Annotated in this window: 17 protein-coding genes; 13 read left to right on the top strand and 4 right to left on the bottom strand. The window is 41.6% G+C overall.

Going from position 1 to position 20,642, the window contains the following annotated elements; translation table 11 throughout:
• The first annotated feature begins 202 nt into the window (after nucleotides 1–202).
• Together PW252_RS08315 and PW252_RS08310 are read left to right on the top strand one after the other, a co-directional pair.
• Entirely contained in the window at nucleotides 203–886 is a 684-nt protein-coding gene (locus PW252_RS08315; RefSeq protein ID WP_024386303.1) for a hypothetical protein, read from the top strand.
• Between the two features lies 1 nt (nucleotide 887).
• Entirely contained in the window at nucleotides 888–1,745 is an 858-nt protein-coding gene (locus tag PW252_RS08310; protein ID WP_248051015.1) for an ABC transporter ATP-binding protein, read from the top strand.
• Nucleotides 1,746–1,864: 119 nt separating this feature from the next.
• On the opposite strand, the gene PW252_RS08305 is transcribed toward PW252_RS08310, so the two are convergent.
• Nucleotides 1,865–2,908: a zinc-binding dehydrogenase gene (locus PW252_RS08305; RefSeq protein WP_205028303.1), complete on the bottom strand. Its 1,044-nt coding sequence runs from the start codon at nucleotides 2,906–2,908 to the stop codon at nucleotides 1,865–1,867.
• A 151-nt stretch (nucleotides 2,909–3,059) separates the two neighbouring features.
• Here PW252_RS08305 and tehB point away from each other — a divergent pair, with 151 nt between their 5' ends.
• From tehB to PW252_RS08265, 8 genes are all read left to right on the top strand, one after another.
• Nucleotides 3,060–3,917, top strand: a complete 858-nt coding sequence (gene tehB, locus PW252_RS08300; RefSeq protein WP_248051013.1) for an SAM-dependent methyltransferase TehB — start codon at nucleotides 3,060–3,062, stop codon at nucleotides 3,915–3,917.
• Between the two features lie 90 nt (nucleotides 3,918–4,007).
• Nucleotides 4,008–5,900, top strand: a complete 1,893-nt coding sequence (locus PW252_RS08295) for a C69 family dipeptidase (protein ID WP_248051011.1) — start codon at nucleotides 4,008–4,010, stop codon at nucleotides 5,898–5,900.
• A 119-nt stretch (nucleotides 5,901–6,019) separates the two neighbouring features.
• Nucleotides 6,020–8,473 (top strand): heavy metal translocating P-type ATPase, encoded by a 2,454-nt coding sequence (locus PW252_RS08290; RefSeq protein WP_248051009.1) that lies wholly within the window; start codon nucleotides 6,020–6,022, stop codon nucleotides 8,471–8,473.
• 74 nt (nucleotides 8,474–8,547) lie between these two features.
• Nucleotides 8,548–9,033 carry a thiol peroxidase gene (gene tpx, locus PW252_RS08285; RefSeq protein ID WP_248051008.1) on the top strand — a complete coding sequence of 162 codons (486 nt, stop codon included), beginning with the start codon at nucleotides 8,548–8,550 and terminating at the stop codon, nucleotides 9,031–9,033.
• 235 nt (nucleotides 9,034–9,268) lie between these two features.
• Entirely contained in the window at nucleotides 9,269–10,135 is an 867-nt protein-coding gene (locus PW252_RS08280) for a helix-turn-helix domain-containing protein (RefSeq protein WP_248051007.1), read from the top strand.
• Nucleotides 10,136–10,554: 419 nt separating this feature from the next.
• Nucleotides 10,555–11,454, top strand: a complete 900-nt coding sequence (locus tag PW252_RS08275) for an ATP-binding cassette domain-containing protein (protein WP_248051006.1) — start codon at nucleotides 10,555–10,557, stop codon at nucleotides 11,452–11,454.
• Nucleotides 11,444–12,151: an ABC transporter permease gene (locus tag PW252_RS08270; protein ID WP_248051005.1), complete on the top strand. Its 708-nt coding sequence runs from the start codon at nucleotides 11,444–11,446 to the stop codon at nucleotides 12,149–12,151. The genes PW252_RS08275 and PW252_RS08270 overlap by 11 nt, the downstream gene beginning before the upstream one ends.
• 19 nt (nucleotides 12,152–12,170) lie before the next feature.
• On the top strand, nucleotides 12,171–12,737 hold the full coding sequence (locus tag PW252_RS08265) for a hypothetical protein (protein ID WP_248051004.1): 567 nt from the start codon (nucleotides 12,171–12,173) through the stop codon (nucleotides 12,735–12,737).
• Nucleotides 12,738–12,859: 122 nt separating this feature from the next.
• Here the strand turns inward: PW252_RS08265 and PW252_RS08260 are convergent, their stop codons facing one another.
• From PW252_RS08260 to PW252_RS08250, 3 genes are read right to left on the bottom strand one after another with little or no spacing between them, the layout of a single operon-like run.
• Complete coding sequence (locus PW252_RS08260) at nucleotides 12,860–13,741, bottom strand: hypothetical protein (RefSeq protein ID WP_248051003.1); 882 nt, start codon at nucleotides 13,739–13,741, stop codon at nucleotides 12,860–12,862.
• Nucleotides 13,742–13,753: 12 nt separating this feature from the next.
• Complete coding sequence (locus tag PW252_RS08255; RefSeq protein WP_248051001.1) at nucleotides 13,754–14,614, bottom strand: ABC transporter ATP-binding protein; 861 nt, start codon at nucleotides 14,612–14,614, stop codon at nucleotides 13,754–13,756.
• A 2-nt stretch (nucleotides 14,615–14,616) separates the two neighbouring features.
• Entirely contained in the window at nucleotides 14,617–15,834 is a 1,218-nt protein-coding gene (locus PW252_RS08250) for a hypothetical protein (RefSeq protein WP_248050996.1), read from the bottom strand.
• Nucleotides 15,835–15,996: 162 nt separating this feature from the next.
• On the opposite strand from PW252_RS08250, the gene PW252_RS08245 reads away from it, so the two are divergent.
• The 3 genes from PW252_RS08245 (at nucleotide 15,997) to PW252_RS08235 (ending at nucleotide 20,499) form a co-directional block, all read left to right on the top strand.
• Nucleotides 15,997–16,332 carry a helicase BlpT gene (locus PW252_RS08245; protein ID WP_248050993.1) on the top strand — a complete coding sequence of 112 codons (336 nt, stop codon included), beginning with the start codon at nucleotides 15,997–15,999 and terminating at the stop codon, nucleotides 16,330–16,332.
• Between the two features lie 88 nt (nucleotides 16,333–16,420).
• Entirely contained in the window at nucleotides 16,421–17,122 is a 702-nt protein-coding gene (locus tag PW252_RS08240; RefSeq protein ID WP_248051096.1) for an ABC transporter ATP-binding protein, read from the top strand.
• An 11-nt stretch (nucleotides 17,123–17,133) separates the two neighbouring features.
• On the top strand, nucleotides 17,134–20,499 hold the full coding sequence (locus PW252_RS08235) for an FtsX-like permease family protein (protein WP_248050990.1): 3,366 nt from the start codon (nucleotides 17,134–17,136) through the stop codon (nucleotides 20,497–20,499).
• Nucleotides 20,500–20,642: the final 143 nt, after the last annotated feature.

Here is a 20,642-nt window from a genome sequence, read left to right as displayed (position 1 = left end):
TTTAATAATGCTTTCATAATATTTCTCCTCCTTCTGTGGGAGTTTGATTATAAAACAAAGAAAAAAGATTGTTAAAATCGTATTATTTATCAATTTATTAAATGTTCGTTTTTTAATGTTATTTGCTTCTGTTTTTTGAAAAAAGTTGAGAGTAATTCGTTTTTTGGTAAAATGGACTATGTTATATGAAAGGAGAATAAATTTGACCTCACTATTTTTATTTTACATGAAGCGAGACTTAAAATCCTTTAAAACAGCGATTGTCTCAGCAGTCTATTTTTTCATCACTTATCTTTTCATTAGATACGGAGATAGTGTTGGAAGAATCTTTGATAATTCCGATGGAATAGCAATTTTGAAAGTGATGTATGCCGTTTTTGCTTTTGTCGGCTTTCTATTCGGTGCATCCCTGTTCTCTAATATTATTTCTCAAGGGATATCATCAAGAGATTTTAGATTTATTTTGCCTTATCAATCTCGGCGGGCACTCTATTTTTCAAAGTTTTTAATGTCCTTTGTGTTTTTCCTTTTACAAATTTTGATTTCAACCATAGTTGTACTTGTGTTTCGAAAAGATGCAGTTTTTTCTTTCCAACAGTTTTGTAATATTAGTATTTTTTACTTCTATATGCTTTCGATTATCACCTTGATATCTACTATTAGTAAAAATGATCGAACAGCTATGCTAGTGAACATCATTATTAGTATTATTTACCCTACTATTTTTGTGTTTTCTAACTTTGTCAATCATGATTTTTTGGAACTGTTGTTATGGATCACTCCCTATCATTATATTGAAAAAACATGGGAAGTTCTATTTTTAATGCTCTTGTCAGTTGTTTTTTTAGGTATAGGGGTTTCAGTTTTTGAGAAGAAGGAGATATAAGATGATTGAAGTGAAGGACATTTCCAAATCATTTAAGGAAAACATGGTTTTGGACAGCATAACTATGACTGCATCAGATGGAGAAATCACATCTATCATTGGTAGTAATGGAGCAGGGAAGTCCACTTTAATAGCAATTATAATGGGTTATTATTTTTCAGATAGAGGAACAGTTCAGTCTGGAAATGTCTCTGTGATGCCAGATGCAAACGCTATGTTTGAGGATGTTACAGGTCTTGAATTTTTAAACTTTATATCAGACTTGAAAAACGTTCCTAGGGAAGAAGCTGTAAAATATGCTGAAATACTAGGAATCAAAGATGATTTACAAAAGAAGATTCAAGGCTATTCATTTGGAATGAGAAAGAAGATTAGCTTCATACAAGCTGCTATCGGAAATTTCCAAAACTATATTTTTGATGAGCCAACATCAGGAGTAGATGGTCCATCTGCTCAAAAAATGGTAGAGATTATTCTGACATTGAAACAGAATGGTGCGGCAATCTTATTAACATCGCACAATTTAGAAGAATTAGAGAGAGTTTCTGATTATATTTATGTATTGGAAGATGGCAAGATTACAAGAGAAGGAACTGTTAGAGACATTACTTCTAGGACGTGTTTGACAGAGAAAGATTCTTGGATAGAGTATATCCTTAGGGTTAGAAGCATTGATCTTTTACAATCGAAGTTGACAGAGTATTTTCCAGAGCAAATTGATTCAGAAACTCTTTTGATTAAACTTTCAAAAGGCGACACGATTTATTCTGTTTTTCAAACATTACAAGAAGTATCAGAGTACATTGACGAGTTTTACCTCTATAGAAGGTCGTTGAGAGATATTATATATGGGCAATGAGCCCAAACGCACGAAGGCTATCAATAGTCGCTAGGACTGGGAGAAATTCTAGTCTTTTTTGTTATAGGAAAACAAATACCCCAGACAGTTTCGAGACTATCTGGGGCTTATTATTTATCTTAATCCACCGTCACCATGGCTTTAATCGTTTTACGGTTGGCCATGTCTTTGTAGGCTTGGTCGATATTGTCTAGGCTGTAAGTTTGGGTGAAAACTCGACCTGGGTTGATGTCGCCTTTGAGAACAGCATCGAGCAAAATTTCCTTATCATAGGTTGTGACAGAAGCAGAGCCACCACCGATAATGATATTTTGAGCAAAAGTTGAGCCGAGGGCGTGGTTGTTGTAATGAGGCACACCAACAAAACCGATGCGACCACCATTGTGCAGAACACCGAGGGCTTGGTCAATTGAGGCTTCTGTTCCGACACATTCAAGGGCAGCATCAGCGCCACCGCCAAGAATTTCACGGACTTTGGCAATTCCTTCCTCGCCCCGTTCAGCAACAACAGCAGTGGCACCTGATTCCAAAGCCATTTGTTGGCGGTCTGCGTGACGGCTCATCATGATAATCTGAGAAGCTCCGCGCATTTTTGCGGCAATGACTGCGCATTGACCCACTGCACCATCACCGATGACAACAACCTTGTCACCTGGTTTGACATCCGCTACGCGGGCTGCGTGGTAGCCAGTTGGCATAACATCTGCCAGAGTCAAGAGAGATTTGATCATGCCTTCTGAGTAGTCACTTGGCTGACCAGGAATTTTGACCAAGGCCCAGTTGCCGTAGTGGAAACGAATGTATTGAGACTGGTAGTTGTTGCCCCAGTTGGTGTAGCCTGGATGGTTGTCACAAGTACCATCAAAGCCAGCACGACAGGCATCACAGTGTCCGCAACCATGCGTAAATGGAACAATCACAAAGTCACCAGGAACAAGTGTTGTAATGTCTTCGCCTACCTCTTCAACGATACCGATGGCTTCATGACCAGAGTTGGTGTCACCGTGGTCATGGTGAATGTCTTCTCCGTAGCCCCAAAGGTCCGACCCACAGACACAGGCCCGAACGACCTTGATAATGACATCATCTTTGGCTTGGAGGCTTGGTTTTTCGATTTCTGCAACAGTCATCTTACCGGCTTTTTCATAAATAGCTGCTTTCATATTCATCACATATTTACTTGTCAGTAAATATCCTTTCTAATTGATATGAATATTATACACCTTGGAGTCAACTCTAAGTCAAGTCAAAATGAATTGAAGGTAAGATTTCTTTGTGATAAACTATGTATATTAGAGTTAAGAAGGAGAGAATATGACAGTTTTAGTTCCCTATAAACGTATGCCCATTTGGAATCAGGATACGGTTCCCCAGCATTTTTTAACCAAGCACAATACCAAGGTGGGTACCTGGGCCAAAATCAAGGTTTTGAAGGGGAAGCTCAAATTTGAGCCGATTTCTGATGATAATGAAATTTTGGGAGAATATGTCTATGGTCCGACAGATGAGGTTCCTTTTGTTGAGCCACAGACTTGGCATCGGGTGACCTTGTTGACAGAGGATACGGAGTTTTTCTTGGAATTTTTCTGTCAGCCAGAGGATTATTTTGCTAAAAAGTACGACTACACGCGGACGCATTCGGAAGTCTTGGAGGCCTTGAATACTATCAAACCTTGTAAGGTATTGGACTTGGGTTGCGGTCATGGTCGTAACAGTCTTTACTTGGCCCAGCAGGGTTTTGAGGTGACGGCAGTTGATAAGCATGTGCCGAGCATTCAGACACTCTTGCAGGTCAAGGAAGCGGAAGATTTGGATTTGCAGGCTGGGACCTATGACATCAACTCAGCTAGTTTGGAGCAGGACTACGACTGGATTATCTCAACCGTGGTTTTCATGTTCTTGGAGCGTGACCGTGTACCCGCCATTATCCAAAATATGCAGGAACGAACAAGGCCGGGTGGTTACAACTTGATTGTAGCAGCCATGAATACGGAAGATGCCCCCTGTCCTATGAACTTCTCCTTTACCTTTGGGGCAGGGGAGTTGAAGGAATACTATCGTGACTGGGACTTGGTCAAGTACAACGAAGATTTTGGTCAACTTCATAAGCGGGATGAGAATGGCAATTTCCTCAAAATGCGGTTTGCGACTATGTTGGCTAGGAAAAAATAAATATTTTTTGAAAGCACTTGCAATGCAGGTGCTTTTGCGTTACAATATAGGTGCAAATGGGTATTTTATTATATGAAAGGAGAAAGTCTTATGAAAAAGACTTTAATTCGCATTGCAGCATGCTTTATGTTGATGTGCATGCTCCCTACCCAAATTGTTCAGGCCTGTTCAGGTTTTATCATTGGAAAGGGATTGACGTCAGATGGTTCTATCCTATACGGTAGAACGGAAGATTATCCATTTCCACCAACTAATGGTGCGCACAACAAGAACTATATTGTTGTACCAGCAACAAGCTATGCCGAGGGTGAATTGTTAGTGGATGAAACATTTGGATTCACTGCCCCGCATTTGTCTAGTGAATTCAAATACACAACGACACCAGATGCTGCGCGTGGTGATGGTTCAAATGGAAATTATGGTGCCCATGGATTCAATGAAAAGGGTGTATCCATGACTGCAACAGTAACAGCTATTCCAAATGAAAAAGTCCTAGCTGTCGATCCTCTTGTTGAAGCAGGTGGTCTGGGTGAGCCTATTTTGATTGACTATGTTCTTCCAAGAGTTTCAACTGCGCGTGAAGGTGTCGAACTGATTGCGAAGACGATTGATGAAAAAGGCTCTGCAGAAGGGAATATTGTTATTATTGCTGACAAAAATGAAGTTTGGTACATGGAAATTTTGTCAGGACACCAATACGTAGCCATCAAGTTCCCTGAAGATAAGTATGCAATTTTTGCAAATACTTACTATCTAGGTCATGTTGATTTTACCGATACAGAAAATGTGATTGCTTCTGCAAAGGTTGAAGAAGTAGCCAAACAAGCGGATAATTATGTGACAGTCGATGGACAGTTCCATATCGCTAAATCATATGGTCCTTCAGCTTATGCCGATGCCGACCGTTCCCGCGTTTATGCAGGTATCAAATGGATGGATCCAGCATCGCCTGTAACCTATGAAGATGCTGTTTACGACCTATTGCGTCAGCCAACAGATCCAAGTCGTCGCTTTAGTTTACAAGATACCTTTGCCTTACAACGTAACCGTTTTGAACATCTTCCAGAATTTCGTCCAGACGATGAAGCAGGCAAGGTAAAACAAGGGGATAATGGTGCGAATGACCAAGTGGCAGATGCGACTTATAAATATGCTCTTGGTAATGAAAATGTAATCGATGCTCATGTATATCAAATAAAAGATAGTCTTCCATCAGCTTTTGGGGGTATTGTTTGGTTAGGACTAGGCCAAACTAGAAATACACCATATGTACCTTTTTATGGAATTGTAACTGATACTTATGAAGCCTTTAAAAATCGCTCAGCTTCTTATGACACGAATTCATGGTACTGGACGGTACAAAATATTGATAAGATGGCCATCTCACACCCAGAGTTATTTGGTACATCAATTCAAGAAAAATGGATTGCACTTGAAAAAGAATGGATTGCTGCACAGGCCGCTCTAGATGCTCAATATGCTGGACTTTCAGAAGATGGAGCTGTAGCCCTGGCTCCAACTGTAACCGAGGAAACCTTGGCTCGTTCAGCAGAGATTTTTGCCCAACTAAAAGCTGTTGAAGCTGAAATGATGGCAAAAATTGAAGCAGCAACAACTCCGTCATCCAGCAGCACCGACTCATCAAGTAGTACTGAACTATCATCAAGTAGTACTGAGACCACAAGCAGTACGGAACCATCGACCAGCACTGAGCCATCATCAAGTGGTACCGAAACTTCAACTAGTACTTCAAGCAGTACAAGTCAGTCTACAAGTGCTTCTGACACTGGAGGAGCTACGGATACTTCCTCCTCAAGCGGAACTGTAGTGTCTTCTGATAAGAAAGTAACACCGACCAATAAAAAAGGTAAATCAAGTCTTCCTAGTACAGGTGAGCAAGTCAGCCTCTTGTTGGTGGCGCTAGGTGTTGCAGGAATTTTAACAGCAATTTTTCTTCATCGAAAAAAATCCAGTAAAGAATAAATGAATATGTAAAAGTAGGTTGGATTGATTTCAATCTACTTTTTTCAAACAAATTTGTTTACAAATGTAGTCAAGTTTTGTATAATTTGATTACAAACGTAGTCAAAAGGAGTGTTATCATGCAAAAAGAAAGTATTCGTATAGCAGGCATGACCTGTGCATCCTGTGCCATGACAGTAGAAAAAGCTGTCGGGAAGTTGACAGGAGTAGAAAAAGCTAGTGTCAATTTGGCAACTGAAAAATTGAGTGTTAGTTTTGATGAAAATGTCTTGAGCCTGAGCGACATTGGTCAAGCAGTTGAAAAGGCAGGTTATGGTTTGGTTCGCAATCTTATCACAGAAACCTATGCTATTGAAGGCATGACCTGTGCATCTTGTGCCATGACAGTTGAAAAAGCATTAGGGAAACTAGAGGGAGTGGAAGAAATCAGTGTCAATTTGGCAACGGAAAAGGCGACACTCCGCTACAATCGTGACCTGCAAAATCCAACCAGTCTAGAAAAGGCGGTTGAAGAAGCTGGCTATCAGCTTATTCGACCAGATGAAGTGGAAGAGATGGCGGATAAGGGACCAAGCAGGGAAGAAAAACTATGGGACCGCTTTGTCTGGTCAGCTGTTTTCACCCTTCCCTTGCTTTATATTGCCATGGGGCCAATGTTGCCTTGGGGCGGTCTTCCATTACCAGCCTTGCTCCATCAACCGCTCGTTTTTGCGGTCAGTCAACTCCTCTTTCTCATCCCTGTCCTTTATATCGGACGCAGTTTTTTCACAAAAGGCTTTAAAACCCTTTTGCAAGGCCATCCGAATATGGACTCACTAATCGCCGTTGGAACAGGTGCTGCCTTGCTTCAGGGGCTGTTGATGATTGTCTTTCTCCTGTTGGGGAAAGAAGTAGCCATGCACGGTCACCATCCTGAACTCTATTTTGAATCAGCTGCTGTTATTTTAACCCTGATTACCCTGGGGAAATATTTTGAAGCTAGGTCTAAAGGTCAGACTTCTGAGGCCATTAAGAAGCTGATGGATTTGGCTCCCAAGACTGCCCAAGTGCTACGAGATGGACAAGAAATCCAAGTGCCTTTGGAAGATGTGGTCGTGGGTGACATTGTCATTGTCCGCCCTGGTGAAAAAATTGCGGTGGATGGGGTTGTGGTTCAGGGACAATCGACTGTCGATGAGTCCATGTTGACGGGTGAGAGCCTGCCAGTTCAGAAGATGGAAGGTGATAGCATCTTTGGTGGAACCTTAAACCAGCAAGGCGCCATTACCATGCAGGCTACCAAGGTTGGTCGTGATACGACTCTGGCTCAGATCATTCGCTTGGTGGAAGAAGCCCAAGGTTCTAAGGCTCCCATTGCCAAATTGGCTGACCAAGTGTCTGCCGTCTTTGTGCCCATTGTCATGGGACTTGCGGTCCTCTCAGGACTGGCTTGGTTGCTCTTGGGGCAACATTCCTGGATTTTCTCCCTGTCCATTACCATTTCGGTCTTGGTCATCGCCTGTCCCTGTGCACTGGGTCTAGCAACTCCGACGGCTATCATGGTCGGGACTGGAAAAGGTGCGGAAAATGGTCTTTTGTTCAAGTCTGGTCAAGCTATTGAAACCTTGCAAGGTGTGAACACCATTGTTTTCGACAAGACAGGGACCATTACAGAGGGCAAGCCACAGGTGACAGATATTCATCTCTTGTCTGATAAAAATCGTGAGCAAGTCCTCCAGCTGGCCGCAAGTAGCGAGCAATTTTCCGAGCATCCTCTGGCTCAGGCCCTCCTGCAAGCTGCTCAGACAGAAAAGATTGATTTGTTGCCTGCCACCGATTTTCAGGCACTTTCAGGTCGAGGTCTTTCGGTAACAATAGCAGAGCAGTCTATTTATCTGGGCAATGAGCGGTTGATGAGGGAAAAAGAAATAGATTTATCTCAAGGACGTGCAGTAGCGGAGGCATTTGCCCGACAAGCTAAGACGCCTGTTTTCCTAGCCAACCAAGAAGGCTTGCTGGCAGTCATTGCCATTGCTGATAAAGTGAAAGAGACCAGTCGCCAAGCTATCCAGGCTTTGCAAGCTATGGGCTTAGATGTTGTCATGCTGACTGGTGACAATGAAAACACTGCCCAAGCTATTGCTAGGGAAGTCGGCATTACACAGGTGGTCAGTCAGGTTCTGCCAGATGACAAGGCCAACCAAGTCAAGCTCTTACAAGAAGAGGGTAAGACTGTTGCTATGGTAGGTGACGGTATCAACGATGCCCCAGCTCTAGCTCAAGCCCATGTGGGTCTAGCCATTGGTTCAGGGACTGATATTGCTATTGAGTCTGCCGACATTGTCCTCATGCATAGTGACATTTTGGATGTGGTTAAGGCTGTCAAACTCAGCCAGGCAACCATGCGGACCATCAAACAAAATCTCTTCTGGGCCTTTGCTTACAATGTGATCGGTATTCCAATCGCCATGGGTCTGTTACATGTATTTGGTGGACCTCTGCTCAATCCTATGTTTGCAGGTGCAGCCATGGCCCTCAGCTCAGTGTCAGTCGTCTTGAACGCTCTGCGATTGAAAAGGGTGAACATAAACTAAAATACCAGTCAAAAAACTGGTATTTTTTTACATAAACGCTTACAATAGATATATTAAGTGCAAGGGAGATAGATATGACAACCTTTATTGGAAAACCAGTGACCTTGGTAGGTCCGCAGTTACGAGTGGGAGATACGGCTCCTGACTTTGTCCTCATGGCCAATGACCTGAGTTTGAAAAGTCTGAAAGACTTTGGCAAGCAGACCAAGGTTATCAGTGTTGTGCCTTCTATTGATACAGGGATTTGTGATACTCAGACCCGTCGCTTCAATCAGGAGCTGGCTGACCGTGACAATACAGTTGTCATTACCATCTCAGCAGACCTGCCATTTGCCCAAAAACGCTGGTGCGGGGCTGCAGGTTTGGAAGATGCAGTGACCCTGTCTGATTACTATGACCATGCCTTTGGTAAATCCTACGGTGTGCTCATGCGGGAGTGGAATTTGCTGGTGCGTGCGGTCTTTGTCCTCAATGCCGACAATGAAATCACCTACGTAGAATATCTGGACAACGTCAACGAACATCCAGATTATGAGGCAGCTTTGGAGGCTGTTAAATAAAAGAATATAACGGTGTCTGAACAGGCATCGTTTTTTGACGCTCAGTTATCCTGCTAGAAATTTATTGTGAAGATACGTTGTGATAAGAGGGGAAGATTATGGTTTAGTATGAAACGAAGAGATGACATACATATTCTAATATAGATTTCATAAATAATATGCAAATGGATATTTTTATTGTCTTTAAAATTCATAAGTGCTAGAATAGTTATATAATACGAGTGGGGTAACAACAATGAGTATACAACTAGGCTCTAGGTTAAAACAAAAAAGAAAAGAGATGAAATTATCTCAGAAAGAATTGGCAGAAGGTGTATGTAAACAAGGTCAAATTAGTAGAATTGAGAGTGGCGCTTATACTCCAGGATCTGAATTGCTTTTTGAATTATCAAAAAAATTAAATGTTTCGATGAATTACTTTTTTGAAGACACTGTTTCTGAGCAGGAGGAGGAATTAGTAGAATTTAAAACTGTTATCCGAAATTTCTTAGTCCATAGAGACTACCAAGGACTACGATATGTTTATGAATTGGAGTCTAATAATAAACATCGTTTATCGGTAGCAAATCAATTATACTTAGAGTGGATAGGTGGATTAGTTGATTTTTATTTTTATGATAAAAAGAAGGAAGCTATATCCAAAATGGAATATTTACTAGAAAAATTGGAGAGTTCTAATTTATTTTTTTTACAAGTATCAAATACACTCCTAAATTTTTATTTTGATATTAATGATGAAGAATTATTTGATGTACAATTTGAAAGACTGATAGAAAAAACGGATAATTTCCAACCTATCACGATTGAAGAATTGGAATTAAAAATTAAGCTTCAATATAACATTTCACGTTATCTTTGGCTAAAGAAGGATTACATCCAAGCTATAGCTAGCATCACAAAGGCTATCGAATTTTGTAGGTCACACAGAAGCTATTATTCATTACCCGATTTATTTTGTTTACTAGGCAATATCCATGAAGAACTTGGAAATACAGAGAGTGCGAAACAACATTTTCGTCAGGCATATTTTTTATATAAATTGGATGCTAACCGACAAATGGAATTGAATCTGGAGCGATATATAGAAGAAGACAAAATCTAGGAACCCCAACGACTTGGAGATTGGTAAGAGTTGTGAGTAGATAAAAATACTGGGTTGTACATATTTAAACGCAATTTCTGCGTTTTTATTTGCAAAATTCTTTTAATTATATCGTTCAAAATATGCATATTTACATACAATTTAAAAAAATACAAATAGGTTGTTTTTTGTATTGACAAGCTAAAAGAGTTGTGATAATCTATAAATGAAAGGGGTTACAAAAAAGCCTGCCATGAGAAAATTGAAAATGGAAGAAAAAACAAAAATAACAGCTGGTCAAATTTGTCTATACTATTGGTATGGAATCGGTTTCCTTTGCTGGGATTAGTTTACATGGTTCCGTTCACCAAATAATTTAATAACTTGACTGGTCGATAGTTTGTCACTTCTCTATCGACTTTTCTTTTTAGGAGGTTGCTATGGCAAATACATTATTAAATGTTACAGCAGTATCCAAAACTTACGGAAAGCAAAAAGTTTTAGATAATATTAGTTTTGATATTAACTGTGGAGAAATTTGTGGTCTAGTGGGAGAAAATGGTGCTGGCAAGACTACCTTAATCCGAATTCTTGCAGGATTGATTTCGAATAATTCTGGAGAAATAAGCGGTTTAGAGAGTCAAGCTGTTTCCTGTATAGTAGAATCACCTGCTCTGTATCCTCATTTATCTGCAGGTGACAATCTTCGTGTTCAAATGATAGGTTTAGGAATCGAAGCGGATAAAGATAAAGTCAAAAATCTATTACGTATGGTTGGACTTGAGGGTGTAGATTCTAAGAAAAAAGTGAAAGATTTTTCTCTTGGAATGAAGCAACGTTTGGCAATAGCCTTGGCTATCTGTGATTGGCCCAAACTACTTATATTAGATGAGCCAATAAATGGTCTGGACCCTGTGGGTATTAAGGAAATTCGTGAGATTCTTCTGCTTTTGAAAAATGAGTATCGTATGACTATTCTAGTTTCAAGTCATATCTTGTCTGAACTAGACTTGGTCGTTGATAAGTATATTATCATGAGCAAAGGAAAAGTGTTACAAATAATACAAAAAGATGCTCTGAAAAAACTACTTCAAACCAAACGGATTGTTAGAGTGGATAAGGAGCATGAAGCACTTGAAGTGTTGCTTTCCGAGGGAATTGAGGCGATAGTGACCGACGATGGAATTGAGCTTTCAGAAAGTGGAAAATCAACTAGCTGGATTATTGATTGCTTACGGGAAAAAGGTATTCAAATTGAGGAAATCATTAAATTTCAACCGAGTTTTGAATCCTATTATCTATCTTTGATTACAAGAGAGGAGGTTCCTCATGTTCCATAAAGTGAAATCAGACTTTTATAGGGTATGGAAAGAAAGGAGTTTAATTTTTCCAGTCTCGCTAGTGATTCTTTTAGGAGTACTCTTCGCTTATCTGATGAGAGAAACTGATGGACAAGGAGGTATTACGATTATTTTGTCTTCAGTGGCAGGGTTTATTCCTCTATTCTTCTCAAGTGCTTGTAATCTAGTCTGGGGAGAAGAATTTACCAATCGCACCATTAACCATGCAATCATAAAAAGCTCCTCTCGTTTTTCAGTTTACTTTTATAAATTGTTTGAAACCTTGTCCCTGTGTTTTGCATATACGCTTTTACTATTTTTTACAGTAATTGTATGTAGAATTTTTTTGAATGGACAAGTAGATGTGGGTGAAGCATTTGACCTGTTCATTAAACAGTTGCCATTTCATCTTTGTTTTTCTCAATTATGTCTGTTTATTTTTCAGTATGTAGATAAGATTTATCAAGCCTACCTTATTTATACCATGATTGTCTTGATGTTTGATAATTTAGTCTCGTATGTAACAACAAGTCTCTTGGCAAATGATGTCTTTTCTCATTTCTTTCTTTTTAATCAGGTAAAGTTAATCACCAATCAAACAGAATTTTTTACTCCGTCTAGTCTGATTGCATTGATATTTAGTGTTGTCTATTTATTGAGTTCGTACTTACTTTTTTCTAGTAGGGAGTTTAAATAGTTTAAGGAGGGCACTTGTAATGAAAAAAATAATTCCATTTTTCATTTTAATCATTACTTTTTTAGGAGTTGCGATTTACCTAAGTTTAGAGAGTGACAAAACAGATGTAGAGATTGCTAAGTCTTGGACTGTAACAAGCAAAGAAATTAATACTATTGAAATCTATGGTAGTGAGCAACCTTTTGAACTTGAAATTGTGGAAACAGACCAAGAAGTGACGACGATTAGTTTGACAGGGAAAATTTCTGAATCAGCAATGTCAACACTTGAGAAGGCAGATATTAGCGAAAACGATGCTTATATACCATTGGGTAAAAAGGGTTTTAAGTTAGTTACCGTAGCAAGTGGGAAGAGTAGTTTAAAAGCAAAAATTGAATTGGCAAAGGGTGCTACTTTTAAAGAAGTTTATGTTGATACATGGAACGGTACTGTAGATATTACTCTGCCTCGAAGTTACGATGGAGGCTTTGATGTCAAGTTGAATAGTGGGGCAAAGTTACTAGAAATTCCTGAAGAAGGAGCTAATAAGGAAAGTATCCTTAAAATAGATGCCTATGCCGATGTTAGCATCAGAAAGGGTGATTAGGATGATTACTCATCATAAACAGGTTTCTATGTTGGATTGTGGCTTGGCTTGTATCAAGATATAACGGTGCCGGAACAGGCATCGTTTTTTTGCCAGCAAAAAGCCACCATTTTCGAGGTGGCTTATTTTCGCTTGTATGTTTGTAGGACTTTAGCTGTTGCTAATCGGATAAAGGTCAGATAGAAACCTGTCACTCCAGCCATTACCAGCAGGAGTTTCTGTAATTGTTCCCTGATAGATATGGTAGATAGAGTATTTGTGCCGACTAGTAGAGGATAGTCTTCTTGGAAGGTAAATTGGAACTGATGTGCCAATAGAAGTAGCGTGAACAGGATGAGGGCATAGATAGCAACTTGGAGGAGAAGAGCAAGTAAGGTCAGGCTAGTGGCATATTGACTAGGGGATAGTCCGTTGATAAAGAGGAGACCACGATGTTTTGAAAGGTCAGTCATAAGGAGCCAGACTATCAAAGAGCAGATGACAAGGGGGATCATATAGTTACTAGCTGGAAGAAGTTGCAAGAAGGTCATATAAAAGTCCTTAGGAGCAGTAGGGTAGTGAAAAGTAAGAGCTTGCTCTAGAACGTTTTTATAGACTGTGATACGTTCTGCCAGTTCGCTGTTCGTAAAATGGTTGATATTATGCCCCTTTGCCTCCCAGTTTTGCAAGGTCTGGTAGAGTTCTAACTCCGTTTCCAAGACCTCCTGACTTTTTCCTTGGATATGTTCCTTTTCTAAGTAGGTGGTCGTCAGTTCCAAGAGTTTTTTATAATAATCCATGCTTTCCTGGTCTAAGGCTTGGGCTTCCTTATCGTCAGCATACAAGAAGGTTTCAGCTTCTTTTTTGACTTGTATGATACGGGTTCGGTCCTCAAAGCGCAAGTTTTCGGCCTCTAGAACATTCCGATAGGACAGAGCAAGCGGGATAAGAGCCACAGCAGTCATGAGGGCTAGAAAAATAGCATTACGTTTCAGTCGTAGAATGAAAAGAGTTAGGGTGTTCATAGTCAGACCTCCCTATTCAAATAGTTCTTTATAGATTTCTTCGGACTGGTGCTCCTGAATGCTAATATCCAAAATTTCCACCTGACAAGTCATGACTTGGTCAAGGTAGAAATGCAGACTGTGAACACTGGTGTCTACCTGAATGCTATCATTGGCCAAAGTCAGTCCCTTCACTTGCCCAAGTTTCTGATACACTGTCTGATTGTCACTAGTCTGAATGGCATATTGTCGCCCAACCTGTTCCAGTTTCCACTCAATGATTTTTCCCTGTTTAAGAAAGAGCAGTTGGTCGGTTAGTTGGTCCACCTCGTTTAATTGGTGGGAAGACACGATAATGGTTGAACCATTTTTGGCTAGTTTCTGGAGCAATTTTCGGGTTTGAATGTAGCTGGTCGGGTCCAAGCCGTTCAAGGGTTCATCCAAGAGCATGACCTGGGGCTTGTTCATAATACCGATTGCCAGCAGGAGATGTTGTTTCATCCCCAGTGAATAATTTTTGACAGGAATGTTCACGTAATCACGGATGCCGATTTCTTGGATGACTTCCTCAATCCGCTCTTTGGGTAACCCTTGGATAGTTTGGACCAATCGCAAGTGTTCCAGCCCTGTCAATTCAGGGTAGAGGACCCGGTTGTCCTGCAGGTAGGAAAAGGTTTGGTAGACATTTGGATTATCGTGCTTCTTGCCGTTTATAGAAATCTCTCCCGAATCAAAGGTTTGCAGGTTGGCAATGCAGTCTAGGAGGGTTGTCTTTCCAGAACCGTTTGGTCCAATCAAGGCCCAGATTCCAGGTTCCACCAGTTCTAGGTTTAGCTGGTCTAGTATTTTCTTTTTTCCGTAGGATTTGCACAAATTGTGAATGGATAATCGCATGGTTAGACCTCACTTTTTCTTGTCAGGAGATAGAATTGCAGGATATAGATGAGCAGGTTACTGATGAGAAGAACCATAAAGACTTTTGGAATGCTGTATCCTGTTAATTGTTGGTAGATGATAGCACTTCCGTCCGCCAGATTGCCTGCATTCCATAGGCTAAATGGATTGAAGATATGGGGAAAGAAGTTGGCAGAGATGACAAGTCCTAGTGTGACCACTAGTCCAGCCAGTCCATTTTTTAAGACTCTAGCCAAGGTCTGTGCCACTCCCAGCAGAAATAGAAGGTAGAGATAGTGCATGCCACAGGCCAGCAAGATGACTTGATATATAGGTTTAATGGTTGTGGTGATAAAACTGTAAGCCAGTCCCCTACTGCTATAGGTGGTTACAGGATAGATCCAGCTACTATTGCCATTTAGCAAAAATGTGATGAGAAAATGGCTCAGATAGAGAGTGAGAAAGAGGGTGGTATATAGTGTCAGGTAGGCTAGGTATTTATTGGTTGTAATTCGAATTCTAGTCAGCCCCAGGGTCTGTAAAAGGCGAATCTGTCGGCTAGTTCCCTGCTGGTCTTTGATGAAAAAATTGGTGAAAGTTAAGAGAAAGAGAGGAAGGGTGATGACCAGTCCCAGCTGTTTTTGACCCTGCCAGATTTCATGACTGGTTCCCTTTAAGGCCTGCTGGCCCAGGCTCTTGACGATTTCTCTATCTGTTGGTGTTTGGGGATTCTCAAAGGCTGTTAGGTAAAGCTCAGTTGGAAAGGCTGAGGGTATCTCCTTTTCAAGCAGATACTTGGACATCAAGAAGGTATTTTCGATGGTTTGTGGGGTAAAATCATAGCTTTGGTAGGAAAGGCTGATGTATTGGCCATCCTGCTGATAGTGCTGGATATTTTTCTCATAAAAATAGGTCCAGTCCTCCTTCTTGACCGCCTCAATCTCCTTTTGGTAGTTGGCAATATAGTCTATAAAGAAGTCCTTTTCAGCCTGATAATCTTCTTGGCTGAGTGCTTGATTCTGATACTGTGTTTCTAAATCTTGTATGATGTTTTCAAATTTTTGAATGTATTGTTCATGGTTCTGGATGACCCCTAATTTAGCTTGCCGATTGTGGTAGCCTGCTAGAAAGGAACTAGCTAGGATTGCAATCAGCATGACCAAGATAGCGAACAAGTTTTTCTTGCTACGGAAAAATAGCTTTCCTTCAATTTGAAACATAGATACCTCCAGGGGAGAAATGGTGAAGGGATGGATGAATAAATGTGTTATTTTCTATAATTATAATATCAACATAAATATTAATCAAGGGATTGCACAAATAACTTGAATATCTTTGTTTAATTTGATATACTAAATTTATCAAAAAAAGGAGGGTCTTTTATGGAAAAGACACAGATTATTCAAGACGTTTTGGCCCTCATTCAAGACTTGAATCGGGCCTTCCAAGCAGACAAACGAGGAACAGCTGATGAACAGCGATTGCAACATAATCTGACAGAGATGACACGCATATTGTCGGAGGCCAAGTCGGTCACCAATTCTGAGTTGATTGCGATTGAGAAATTCTACCGTTCGACCAGTTTTTTGGTTGGATTAGGCGACCTGCGATTGAGTGAGTCTAGTCATCAGGCTTGGCAGGCATTTGACCGCTATTACTACCAAACGATCAGAGAAGAACTCAAACTCTATGGTGGCTCTGCTATTGCCCAAGTGTAAAAGATGAAGGAGAGGGTGAAAACCCTCTTTTGTGCTATAATAAGTAGTAAGAATACAGTTGTTAGGAAGAGAAGAAGCGAGGTGTGCCATGTCCTACATCCAAGTAAAGAATTCGTCAAAATACTACCAAATGGGGGATGCGACCATTGTGGCAAATGACAGCGTGTCCTTTGAGATTGAGCAGGGTGAGTTGGTCATCATTCTTGGCTCATCTGGTGCTGGAAAATCCACTCTGCTCAATATCTTAGGTGGCATGGATAGCAATGATGAGGGGGAGGTTTGGATTGACGGTGTGGATATTGCCAAGCTTTCCAGTCATGAACTGACCAATTATCGTAGAGATGATGTAGGTTTTGTCTTTCAATTTTATAACTTGGTTGCTAATCTGACCGCTAAGGAAAATGTGGAACTGGCAGCAGAAATCGTCAAGGATGCCTTGGATGCCGAGGAGGTCTTGGAACAAGTTGGACTAGGCCATCGTATCAATAATTTCCCTGCTCAGCTTTCAGGTGGCGAGCAGCAACGGGTTGCCATTGCCCGTGCGGTTGCCAAAAAGCCTAAAATTTTGCTTTGCGATGAACCAACTGGCGCTCTGGATTATCAGACAGGTAAGCAGGTCTTGCAAATCCTGCAAGATATGTCCCGCACACAAGGGGCAACGGTGATTATCGTGACCCACAATAGCTCTCTGGCACCTATTGCAGATAGGGTCATTCGGATGCGGGATGCCCGTGTGCATTCTGTTGAGCTGAATGCAGAACCGCAGGATATTGCTAGCCTAGAATATTAGTGGGTGATATGATGAAAAAGAAAATCTACTGGAAGGATATGAGGCAATCTTTGCTTTCTTCCAAGGGACGTTTTTTATCCATTTTTAGCCTGATGATGCTAGGAGCACTAGCATTGACAGGTCTGAAAGTAACAGCTCCAAATATGGAAAAAACTGCCCAAAGCTATATCGCTGACCATTGGACAATGGATTTGGCAGTCATTTCAGGCCTGGGAATCAGCCAGACTGACCTGGACGAATTGGCATCCATTAAAGGTGTGACAGTAGAGGCTGGCTATTTTAAGGATGTAGTAGCCAAGAAAAATCAGACTGCCATTCGGCTATTTTCAGTACCAAAATCTATTTCCACCTATAAATTATTAGAAGGTAAACTCCCGAGCAAGAAGGACCAGATAGCTCTATCTCCATCCCTACAAGCAAGTTACAAATTGGGTGACACCTTTCAGGTGACTGAGCCAGATAAGGATGGGACTATTCTGATTCAAACGACTTTTACAGTTGTTGGTTTTGTGGCTTCTGCAGAAATTTGGGACAATAAAACCATGGGACTGGCCACGAGTGGCGATGGGCAACTGGCTGGCTATGGGGTGGTGAGCAAGGACAGTTTCCAATCAGAAGCCTACACAATCGCCCGACTTGCTTATGATGATTTGAAAGACCTGCCTTATTCTAGTCAAGCCTATCAGGAGAAACTGGACCACCACCAAGAAGCCCTAGAAAAGTTATTGGCTGATAATGATGAAAAACGCTTGGCCAGCATTCAAGCAGAAGGGCAAACGGAAATTGCTAAGGGGGAAGAAGACATTGCCCAGGCTCAATCCCAGCTTGACCAAGCGGCAACAGACTTGGCAGCGGGTCAGGAGCAGGTCGCAAGTGGTCGCAGTGAGTTTGCGCGTGGCAGGGCCAAACTAGTTCAATCGGAAATGGAATTGCGGACTGCCCTGGCTCAATTATTGCAAACCAAGTTTCAATTGGAAGAAAGCAAGAAAGAACTGGATAGCCAGAAGGCTAAACTGGACCAAACCAAATCCTTCTTGGATGGAAGTCATACCGAACTGCTTCAAAGGGCGCAACAACTAGACAGTGCCAAGCAGCAACTAGATAGGCAGAATACCCAACTCAGTCAGACCGCTTCGGAAATATCAACAGGTCGTTCCAATTGGTACCAAGGACAAGAAATACTAAACCAACAGATTGCTAGTCAGGTCCAGGCGGGACAGACCTTATCTGACTATCCAGATTTACTGTCTAGGCAGGAAGCCTTGGATAGCGAGAAAGCTCGTCTAGACCAACTTGAAGCTGACTATGAGCAAGTTAACCAATCCTATGTAAATAACTATGATTACTACCAATCAAAGATAGCCACATATGAAACAAATCTAGCTGACTACAACATTTGGAACCAGGAATACCAGACTGGATTGGCCCAGTACCAAGCTGGTTTTGCTCAATATGAGCAAGGACTTGCGGCCTATCATAAGGGTGTTTCTGATTATGAATGGGGTGTCAGTCAATTGGAATCTTCTGACTTAACCTTACTTCAAGAAGAGTTGCGCTTGGAAGCAGCAGACAAGGAATTAGCCCAGGCTCAAACTCAATTGTCTGAAAAGCAGACAGAAGCCAATCAAGAAATAGGTCAAGCCAAGACAGAGCTTGCCCAGGCCAAGTCAGACCTGAGCAAGTTGGAAAAATCTCCGTATCAGATTTACACCAGGTCCAGTTTACCAGGTGGGGATGGCTACACGACCTATAGCAATGCGACCAAGTCCATCGCGGCAGTAGGCAATGTTTTCCCTCTAGTTCTCTATCTAGTCGCTGCTCTAGTCACCTTTACCACCATGGCTCGTTTTGTCGATGAGGAACGGACCCAGTCAGGCATTTTCAAGGCCCTTGGCTATACCAATAGGCAAATCATGGCCAAATTCATTTTGTATGGACTAGCAGCTGGCCTAGTTGGTACTCTTGTCGGCATACTTATGGGAAATCTTGTCCTATCACCTATCATTTCTAGCATTATCACGCAGACTACGGTGATTGGATCCGCCAAGTTACACTTTTATCCCCTCTGGACTGGTTTAGCCGTGCTCCTATCATTGATTTCCTCCGTTTTGCCTGCCTATCTGGTAGCACGGAGAGAATTGACAGAGAAACCGGCTCAATTACTCCTTCCCAAACCTCCAGCAGCAGGTTCTAGTATTTGGCTAGAAAAATGGCCAGCTATCTGGTCCCGCCTGAGCTTCACCCACAAGGTGACTGCCCGCAACATCTTCCGTTACAAGCTCCGCATGCTCATGACCATCTTCGGTGTGGCAGGGACGGTCGCCCTTCTTTTCGGTGGCTTAGGCATTCGCTCCTCCATCTCAGGGGTTGTCCAACGGCAGTTTGGGGAACTCATTCATTATGATCTGTTGGTAGTGGAAAATAGCAGAGCAAATGAGGAGGACTTAGACAAATTAACAGCCTTTCTCCAGTCGGATCAGGTTGGTCAATCCTTGCCAGTGGCTTTTGAACAGCTCAGTCAAACAGTGGAAACTAGTGGCCAGAGAAAAAATATTTCCATTGGTCTGTATATTTCAGACCGTCAGGATTTGGGAAATCTAGTCAGCCTAGAAAATTCTTCTGGTAAAGCTATCCAGCTGAGTGGCAGGGGCATTGTCCTCACGGAAAAACTAGCCCAAATCTACGGTGTAAGTGTCGGGGATAAAATAGGACTTACTCTGGAAGATAAGGAAGTGCAGGTCAGGGTCGCAGCTATTGCTGATATGTATGCCGGGCACTTTATCTATATGACTAGAGGCTACTACGAGCAGGTGACGGGTCGTCAAAAGACTGCCAATGCCTATCTAGTACAGTTAAAAAATGATAAGACAGGTCATGTACAGCAACTGGCTAGCCAGCTTCTAGCCATGCCAGCTGTCAAAAGTCTGGTGCAAAATACCTCACTTATGGCTATGCTGACCACTATTGCAGGCTCTCTTCAGACTATTATGACCATTCTGGTCCTTCTGTCTATCTTACTTGGACTGGTCATTCTCTATAATCTCACTATCATCAATATGTCTGAGCGGATTCGAGAATTGTCTACTATAAAAGTCTTAGGATTCCATAATCGGGAAGTGACCATGTATATCTATAGAGAAACCATTGTTCTGTCAATTATCGGAATTGTGGTCGGTCTGGTAGGTGGGATATATCTGCACAGGTTACTTCTTGAAATGATTGGGTCTGATAGCATTCGATTTAATCCCGCTGTCGGACTGGAAGTTTATATCATTCCGGTTGTGGCTATTATCGGAATTCTGGCAGCCCTTGGTATTTATGTCAACCTTCATCTGAGAAAGGTGGACATGCTGGAAGCCTTGAAGTCGGTTGATTAGGGAGTGGGAAAGAACTCGAGTGGTCTAAAAAGAGTTCGTCTTCCCACCCCCGCACAGTTGATTAGGTTGGATTTGGAGTGTAAAACACGAACAAATCCGCCAATCAACCACTGCGCTGAGATGTTGACACGAACTCTAAGAAG

This window comes from Streptococcus sp. 29887, from assembly GCF_032595075.1.
Taxonomy (GTDB): domain Bacteria; phylum Bacillota; class Bacilli; order Lactobacillales; family Streptococcaceae; genus Streptococcus; species Streptococcus iners.
This window is presented reverse-complemented; position numbering and strand designations above follow the sequence as displayed.